Source organism: Pseudomonas sp. 05N434 (assembly GCF_056396965.1).
Map to the genome: position 1 here is coordinate 1 of NZ_JBFTMK010000241.1, position 7196 is coordinate 7196.

The 7196-nt window shown below is 58.4% G+C and carries 6 protein-coding genes and 1 pseudogene; 2 read left to right on the plus strand and 5 right to left on the minus strand.

Features of this window, described 5'->3' with window-relative positions; all coding sequences use genetic code 11:
* Positions 1-41: 41 nt before the first annotated feature.
* The gene (locus AC1DLB_RS16360) at positions 42-764 is read right to left on the minus strand and encodes a tetratricopeptide repeat protein (RefSeq protein ID WP_477744637.1); all 723 of its coding nucleotides are present in this window, start codon (positions 762-764) and stop codon (positions 42-44) included.
* A 228-nt stretch (positions 765-992) separates the two neighbouring features.
* Between AC1DLB_RS16360 and AC1DLB_RS16365 the strand changes: the two genes are divergently transcribed.
* Positions 993-1154, plus strand: coding sequence for a DUF2986 domain-containing protein (locus tag AC1DLB_RS16365; protein ID WP_064618425.1), 162 nt, complete (start codon positions 993-995; stop codon positions 1152-1154).
* 135 nt (positions 1155-1289) lie between these two features.
* Here the strand turns inward: AC1DLB_RS16365 and AC1DLB_RS16370 are convergent, their stop codons facing one another.
* The 3 genes and pseudogenes from AC1DLB_RS16370 to AC1DLB_RS16380 all read right to left on the minus strand — a co-directional run bounded on the left by AC1DLB_RS16370 (position 1290) and on the right by AC1DLB_RS16380 (position 4652).
* Positions 1290-2339, minus strand: coding sequence for an alpha/beta hydrolase family protein (locus AC1DLB_RS16370; protein ID WP_477785287.1), 1050 nt, complete (start codon positions 2337-2339; stop codon positions 1290-1292).
* A 220-nt stretch (positions 2340-2559) separates the two neighbouring features.
* Positions 2560-2730, minus strand: a pseudogene (locus tag AC1DLB_RS16375) (LysR family transcriptional regulator); the annotation flags it as partial.
* A gap of 20 nt (positions 2731-2750) precedes the next feature.
* Entirely contained in the window at positions 2751-4652 is a 1902-nt protein-coding gene (locus AC1DLB_RS16380; protein WP_477744639.1) for a potassium transporter Kup, read from the minus strand.
* A 517-nt stretch (positions 4653-5169) separates the two neighbouring features.
* On the opposite strand from AC1DLB_RS16380, the gene AC1DLB_RS16385 reads away from it, so the two are divergent.
* Entirely contained in the window at positions 5170-6516 is a 1347-nt protein-coding gene (locus tag AC1DLB_RS16385; protein ID WP_177343092.1) for a PAS domain S-box protein, read from the plus strand.
* Positions 6517-6551: 35 nt separating this feature from the next.
* Here the strand turns inward: AC1DLB_RS16385 and AC1DLB_RS16390 are convergent, their stop codons facing one another.
* On the minus strand, positions 6552-7172 hold the full coding sequence (locus tag AC1DLB_RS16390) for a cell wall hydrolase (protein WP_477744640.1): 621 nt from the start codon (positions 7170-7172) through the stop codon (positions 6552-6554).
* Positions 7173-7196 lie beyond the last annotated feature (24 nt).

Below are 7196 nucleotides of genomic sequence, written 5' to 3' on the forward strand. Positions count from 1 at the left end.
AAGCTGGACCGTCGCCGACCCGCCAGAAGACACTCAGAAACTCATCCGTGTACCAGATAGGCTCCCAACGGAACCCGATGCCGTAGCTTCTTGCATTTGCCCGGTGGGGGCTGATGCCCGGGCGGGCGATCAGGAAACCAGATTCGGCATTTACCCGGAGGCGGCCAATGGCCGCGGGGAATCTCAACTCCATCGTACGCGGGCGCTGGCTCGGCGGAAGCCGATTGCAACTCTCCTTCGGGCATTGCGCGAGCGAAGTTGCCAGCATCGCGCCCAGTATCCGGAGCGGTTTGTTCAGCAGCGGCCATTTCTGCTTCGCGGAGCCTTTGGGCCTCCTCTTCAAGCCCCTTCTGTACTGCGACCTGGTCCTCTTTGGCGTTGGGTGAGGTGCTCGATGCGGTGGCCTGCTGCGCCGCCTGGATCAATTGGAAGTTGCGGTTGCGTAACGCTACGTTGCTACCAACTCTCATGTTCGAGCGCACCGCCAACGTTTCAGCCTGTTGGTACTGCCCCTGCTGAAGACGCAACACACCGAGATAATGCAGCGTCGCGGGATTGTTCGGCTGGATATGCAGAGCACGCTCCAGCGTGGCAGCGGCTTGGTCCAACTGGCCATCTCCATACTGCCGCGATGCGGTTTCGATCAGGGTGGTTGATGCGCTGTTGCTTTGCGAGGGCGCCCTTCGCTCGGCAGCAACCGAACAAAGCGACGTGACGGCGCAGAACGCCAGGAGGAGGCTCGGCAGAGAAATCTTGGTTGGCATCAGGGGGCGGACTCAGCTGATCTCGGACGGCACTGTCGTAAAACAGGCCACCAGCACTGCTCGGCATCTGCGACACAGGGCCCCCATTGACCTGGCCTGTACCCTGAAGTTCCCGCCKCAACGGCCATTGCGGACGGAGTGGAATTCGCAGGCCGCCGCACCGGTATCAATTTTTACCTGAAATTTTAAGCTGGTATCATTCAAGCACTGACAAACCGAGCAGAAAATATGAATCGTCGTAAAAAAATAAATCAGTTATTAAAGGCTAACGCCAAAAAGGCCAGCGCCAAACTGGCACCGAAAAGCAAGACTAAATACATTAGTAAAGCTGACCGATTGAAGCTGGCGGCTGAAGCCGGTCAGGACGCAATCACTTGCGCTGAGAGCTGATCTACCTGGCCTTCGCGACCGACCGCTTCCGCCCCAGAGCCCACTTCCCTGCCCAACCGATCTGACAGATCGCGCGGACGCCAAAACTGCTACAGCGGTTTTTTGTTGAGCTGCAGCAGTTCCCGCACCACGAGTTTACAAACTTGCTTCTTTGTAGGATGACTGAAGAAACTCTGCTATCAGCGATGTGATCTGCTGCTGAATCACCCCACGTGAGCGACCGCCGTCGCCATCCAGGCAAATGATGCCATCGCCTGGTACATCGTCTTCGAGCAGTTTCTGCGCGCCAGGTTTGCACATCGACAAGAAGCTGAAATGGCTTGCGTCGCTGATTTCGACGTAACGGCTTGTCGCCGCAGGCAAGCGTTTGGCCAGGTTGGCAGACTCCAACTCAGCAGGAAGCTCGCGCGACGGTACACCGGCAGCGATCACCAGCGTTGGTACCGGCAGCGCCGCCAGGCTTTCATCGGTCAGGCCCCGTGAAAGGCCCAGGTCCAATGTGACCACAGCAGAGACGCGTTTATCGCGCAAATCGGCGGCCAACGCGGTCTTTGATTTTGAGGTGCTTGAAGGGTTTATCGTTTCGTAGACGGTGCAACTCGCTAACTGCGGGTGGGCTTTGCAGTCAAGGGCGAAGCGGTCTGGATCGAARCGAGCACCGGCGATCTCCAGGGCGGTCCAGCCGCYGAGTGAATGGCCCACTGCTGCAATTCGGTCATTGGCGACCAAGCCGAATTTTTCTGGTTGAGTCGTGACCGCATCTATGGCTCGGCGTAAATCAACCGGGCGCTGCCATAACTGCGCCGCAGCTTGAGGGCTACGGTCATGAGTGGTGGTGCCAGGGTGATTGATTGCCGCGACGATGTACCCCCTATGAGCCAGAGCACTGGCAAGCCAGATCTGGTTGCTCCAGTTCCCCCTGTACCCGTGGGAGAGCACCAGCAATGGATGCTTGCCAGCAGCGGGTGGCGCGTTACGAACGGCAGAAGCACCGACAAACACCGCATCATCGCCGATCAATTGCGTGGCGGCGCTAGTTGCACTGGGGTACCAAACGACCATCTCCAGTGAGCGGTCACTGTGTGAGTCCGCCAGTGTGGAAGATTGGAAGCCGACAGGGTTCTCGTCAGCGAGTGCGAGAGTAGTCAGGCAGGTCAACAACAGGGCGCCAAAAGCTATTTTCAATGTCGTTTCTTCCTTGATTGGACAAGTGCACAGCAACCTGAATCCGCCGTCAGGCGCGTCCACCTTCGTACGGAGTCGAAGCTAACGTGGCTGCATAGTGAGCACGGACATTAAAGCCCACAATCGAATCCACGGGCATAAACTTTCGCGGTCTTTTAGAGAGAAGGCTGAACGTCCGCTTTCCCGCGGGTCTTGCCTAGTGGAAGGCAGTCACCACCCGCTAAGCATCCTGCAATTTCTCACGCAGAAACTCGATGAACCGTTGGGCTTTCGCCGGTAACAGTCGCGTCTCGGTGAGGGCATAAACCGAGACGGGCGGAGCCTGCCACAGCGGCAAGACTCTGCGCAGCGTGCCATCGGCGAGGTCTACCTGTGGGAGCAGCGCACCGCCGCTCCCACAGGGATGAGTCGCTACATCTCAACCTGCGTACCCAGCTCAATCACACGATTGAGCGGCAAATTGAAGTATTTGAGGTTGCTGTTGGCGTTCTTCAGCAAGAACGCGAACAGGGTCTCGCGCCAACGGGCCATGCCGATACGCTTGGTCGGGACGACCGTCTCGCGGCTGAGGAAATAGGTGGTGCGCATCGGACTGAAATCCAGCTCTTTCAAATGGCACAGGCTCAACGCCAGCGGCACATCGGGCTCCTCTATAAAGCCGAAGTGCAGACTGACCCGGAAGAACCCTTCGCCAAAAGACTCGATCTCGAACCGCTGATCCGCAGGCACCCGCGGGCGGTCTTCAGACACCACGGTGAGCAACACCACCTGCTCGTGCAGCACCTGGTTGTGCAACAGGTTGTGCAACAGCGCATGGGGAACTGCATCGGATCTGGCCGTCAGAAATACCGCGGTACCTTGCACACGATGGGGTGGTTGCGCGCGAATGCTGCTGATGAACAACGGCAGCGGCAGAGCGGTTTCGTCCAGTCGCTCGACAATGATCTTGCGGCCGCGCTTCCAGGTGGTCATCAAAATGAACAGGGCAATACCGGCGATTACCGGGAACGCACCACCCTGGAAGATCTTCGATATGTTGGCGGCGAAGTACAGGCTGTCGACCACGAGAAAACCCAACAGCATCGGAATCGCCAGCCAGCGCGGTGTTTTCCACAGCAGCAGGACCACGGCCGAGGACAGGATGGTCGTGATCAACATGGTCCCCGTCACCGCCACGCCATACGCCGCCGCCAGCGCACTGGACGACTCGAAGCCGATGACCAGCAACACGACGCCGACCATCAGCGCCCAGTTCACGAGGCCGATGTAAATCTGCCCCTGCTCCTGACTGGAGGTGTGCTGGATAAACATACGCGGCACGTAACCCAGCTGAATGGCCTGGCGAGTCAGTGAGAACGCCCCGGAAATCACCGCCTGGGAGGCGATGATGGTGGCCAGTGTCGACAGCGCGACCATCGGCAGCAGCGCCCAGTCGGGTGCCAATAGATAGAATGGGTTGCGTACCGCATCCGGGTTCCCGAGGATCAACGCCCCCTGGCCAAAGTAATTGAGCACCAGGCCAGGCAGCACCAGCATGAACCAGGCACGGGCAATCGGTTTGCGACCGAAATGGCCCATGTCGGCATACAGCGCTTCAGCACCGGTCAATGCCAATACCACGGCGCCCAGAATGGCGATGCCAATGCCCGGATGAACCACGAAGAATCGCACCGCCCAAGCAGGATTGAGCGCTTGCAGCACTTCCGGGCGTTGCAGAATGCCGAATGTACCGAGAATGCCCAACACCACGAACCACAGCACCATGACCGGGCCGAACAGGATGCCGATACGCGCCGTGCCATGTTTCTGGATCAGGAACAGTGCTACCAGAACGATAACGGACAGCGGAACGACCCAATGCCCGATGCCCTCGAACGCAAGTTGCAGACCTTCAACCGCGGATAGCACCGAAATGGCCGGGGTGATCATACTGTCCCCGTAAAACAGTGCCGCGCCAAACAGCCCGAGCAACACCAGGTTCCGGCTCATTTTCGGATAAGGCGCCGAGGCCCGGCGTGCCAGTGCCGTCAAGGCCATGATGCCGCCCTCGCCCTGGTTGTTGGCGCGCAGGATAAACAGCACGTACTTGATCGAGACGACCCAGATCAGCGACCAGAAAATCAACGACAGAATGCCCAGTACACCGTCCTGATTGGCCTGGACGCCATAGTGGCCGGCGAACACTTCCTTGAGGGTGTAAAGCGGGCTGGTACCAATGTCCCCATAAACCACGCCGACCGCGGCGACGAGCAAGCCCACTCCTGATGTTTTGGCGTGGGAGTTTTCATGGGCGGGGATCGCTGTTTCGCTCACGGGTAGCTTCTCTGAGATTGAAGGAAATAAATGGCATGCCACCTTCGAGCAAGAGGGTTTGCGGGGCTACCGGGCAAACATTGGAACTCAGCCTTGAAACCCCACGGCTTGATAATGAGATTAGTCCATGGGTGTCATGCCGTTCGTTCAAGCGACCTGGAGAGTTTGCAGGCCTGTCGACGATCAAAAAAACGCGGCAAGTATCCTCGCAAGGGAAAACACCTACCGTAAAGAAAGCGTAAAAATGTACGGGCAGCAGCGAGCGAATTTCGATCAAGCTTCTTGTGCGCGACCAAAAATAGTCCTTAATTAGAGGCAAGGTTCTTTCCGGGACCTCGCCACATCGCTATATCCTGTGTTTCAACCCGAATCACCTGAATCGAGTGCCAAGGCACCACCAGCATGGAGTTTGCGAATGAGCCAAGGGCCTGTCCATGAGGACGACACCGCTATTGGACCTACCTGTACACCCTCAGAAGGTAGCGAGCAAACCTCCCCGTCCCTTCATGACCTGGGGTTGAGCGATGTCCTTGAGGCACTGCCCGAGGCCATCTACACCACCGATGCCAAGGGTCTGATCACCTTTTACAACCGTGCAGCGGTGGCACTGTGGGGAGTGACCCCGACGCTTGGGGAGAGCACCTTTTGCGGCTCCTGGAAGCTCTATTGGCCTGACGGCACGCCGCTGCCCCACGATGAATGCCCCATGTCCATGGCATTGAAGGAACAACGTCCTGTCAGAGGGATTGAAGCCATCGCCGAGCGTCCGGATGGCACACGCGTTCGTTTTCTGGCGTGCCCCTCGCCGATCTTCGATGCAGAAGGCAGCCTGATAGGCGCCGTTAACATGCTGATCGATCTGACTGACCAGACCGTCGCCGACAAAGCCGCGCTGATCCATGACGCGCTGGTCGAATCGTCCGCCGACGCGATCATCGCCAAAGACCTGAACGGCACGATTACCAACTGGAACGCTGGCGCCCAGCGACTCTTCGGTTACACGGCCGAGGAAGCGGTCGGCCAACCCATTGATATGCTCATCCCCCTGGATCGACGGGATGAGGAACCCGGCATTTTGGCGCGCATCCGTCGAGGCGAGCGCATCGAACACTATGAAACCCTCCGGCGGCGCAAAGACGGCAGCCTGGTCGAGATCTCTCTCGCCGTCTCCCCTATCAGAAATCGGCAAGGCCGTATTGTCGGAGCGGCCAAAATCGCTCGCGATATCACTGAGCGACGACAGGCGGAAGAACAAAAGAGCCTGCTCATCAGAGAGATGGATCACCGGGTGAAAAACCTGTTCACCCTGGCAAACAGCGTGGTCTCACTGAGCGCCCGTTCGGCAACGACCCCCGGTGAACTCGCCTCCGCCGTTTGCGCACGGCTGAACGCATTGGCGCGAGCCCATACCCTGACCATACCGCACGGTTTGAGTAACGAGCAGCCAACGACATTGCATGCCCTCATTCAAACCATTCTCGCGCCTTATGCCGATAGCGGGGATACCAGCCAGTCACGCGCCGTCGTGACCGGCCCTGACATAACGATTGACGGTGCATCAGTCACCAGCTTCGCTTTGCTGTTGCATGAGTTTGCAACCAACGCCGCGAAATATGGGGCGCTCTCTTTGCCTGAAGGGCTTTTGGATATTGCCTGTAGCGAGAGTGAGGAGGTATTCACCGTGGTCTGGAGCGAAAGGAATGGCCCGCTCATTGACCGGGAGCCCGACAGCACCGGGTTCGGCACCCTTCTCGCCAAAGCGACCGTGCATGGCCAGCTTCACGGCGAAATCCGCCGTGACTGGAAGCGCGAGGGGCTGACCATCACCGTAGCGTTTCCCTCTCGTAGCATAAGCGGCCAGTAGAGGGTTGGCTCCAGATGGTGCGAAGCGATTCGCACCTACTTTGCCGTTCCGCCACCAGGTTTATAGAACAGAAACTTCCGGGTCTCGCCCGTCTTGATGTACTGCTTCGCCCAGTCGGGTTTCACCGTTCTGTCGTGGAAATACAAGGCACCGTGGGTGCGGTCCGTCAGTTGCTTGTTGAGTGCCTTGCGCGCGATCTCCTTGGCGATGGCATATTCGTCGTCTTCCTTTACCTGATCCGCACGCCCGTCGCACCACCAGGAAAACTGGCAGGCATGCTTTTCGGAACCTTGCTTGACCACGGCGCACACCGTATCCGGAAAACCTTCGTGACCCAGCCGGTTCATGACCACGCTGGCGACGCCTTCCATGTCGGCAGCAGTCACCCCTTTGGCTTCCCAGTAGATACTGCGTGCAAGGCACGTAATGGCATCCTCCAGCGGCGCCGTGCCCGCCGGATCGACCGCCTGCGCTTCGGAGGGGGTGATGACCTCGGATTTGGGCACCGGAGCTTCGTTACCCTTCTCTGCCGCTTTCTGCTCCAGGACCTGTGCCTTGTCTTCAGCCACTTCCTTTTTTTGCTCCTGATCAGTCGCCCACACCTGGCCGCACAGAAGGATGATTGCGAAGCAGGTGGCTACCCCTTTAAATCGCATGTTCCGATCCTTCTGATTGAAACC

Coding starts and splice junctions, on each gene's coding strand:
- AC1DLB_RS16365 (WP_064618425.1), top strand. CDS start 993: ATGAATCGTCGTAAAAAAATAAATCAGTTATTAAAGGCTAACGCCAAA.
- AC1DLB_RS16360 (WP_477744637.1), bottom strand. CDS start 764: ATGCCAACCAAGATTTCTCTGCCGAGCCTCCTCCTGGCGTTCTGCGCC.
- AC1DLB_RS16390 (WP_477744640.1), bottom strand. CDS start 7,172: ATGCGATTTAAAGGGGTAGCCACCTGCTTCGCAATCATCCTTCTGTGC.